Source organism: Oleiphilus sp. HI0066, from assembly GCF_001635725.1.
Map to the genome: position 1 here is coordinate 1 of NZ_LWFH01001717.1, position 993 is coordinate 993.

Annotated in this window: 1 protein-coding gene; it reads right to left on the minus strand. The window is 47.0% G+C overall.

Translation table 11 applies throughout. The annotated features are described in order from the left end of the window. Positions 1-966: efflux RND transporter periplasmic adaptor subunit (locus tag A3738_RS26850; RefSeq protein ID WP_156504530.1), on the minus strand; the 966-nt coding region annotated here is incomplete at its 3' end. Positions 967-993: the final 27 nt, after the last annotated feature.

Below are 993 nucleotides of genomic sequence, written 5' to 3' on the forward strand. Positions count from 1 at the left end.
AATGATGTCCACGTTCAGTGATTCAAGTCGGTCATTGACCACTTTAAATACGAGGTTAGTGCTATAAATTGATGAGATAGGGAGGGCTATGACGTCTTGTTGCTCTGGTAACTTCATGACTAGCTTAACGCTCTGATTAAGCGGGATCTGGGATGAATCCTCGGCTGAGAACCACGCATCATGGCCGCCATGGCTTAGATTGGCTGAGTCTGACAAACGATCCAATACGAAGTTTTTGTTTTTGACAACGGCATGCACTTTTTCTCCAATTGCTATTGCCGTGCTAACTGAAGCTAAAACGCTGTTCGGGATTTGAGCTTTGTATTCGACCTTTGCTGTATCAAATATAGTGGCAATGGTTGCACCTGCTTGTACACGCTCGCCTGGTGATACATTTACCGAGGTGATGCTACCGTCAAAGGGAGCTGTGATCTTTGTTTTGCCTAAGTCGCGTTGTGCCAACTCAAGTCTAGCTTCTGCTCTTTTAAGTTGAGCTTGAAGTTGCGCTAAACGTGGCTCGTGGTCTTGAATGCTCTGTTCGCGATTGGTGACTGCTAATTCAGATTGCGCGACGTTCGATTCGGCGAGTTGTTTGCGCTCAATTGCGACTAATTGCGATGCGTTTAGCTTCTGCTGTCGAACCAATGCATCCTTCGCGATCTCATACATTCTTTGTTCGCTTTGAAGCGCGCGTTGATCGGCTTTGTGTCTGTTATGTTCTGATTTGATACGCGCCTTCAATTCTTGAACATCTGCAAGGGCTTGAGTACTCGCAATACGTGCGTCGGTATCGTCAAGCTGAACAATTACGTCGCCTTGTTTTACCTTTTCGCCGATTAAGGCGGGTAAGGCAATGACATCTGATGAGAGTGTTGTACTAAGGTTAGCGTGGTGCGGTGACTCCGAGCGTGCGTAAAGTTCAAACTCCGGCTGCGCAGTCATCTTCTCAACACTTGCCACACTCACTTGCCATACCTTCTCAAGACTTGGACG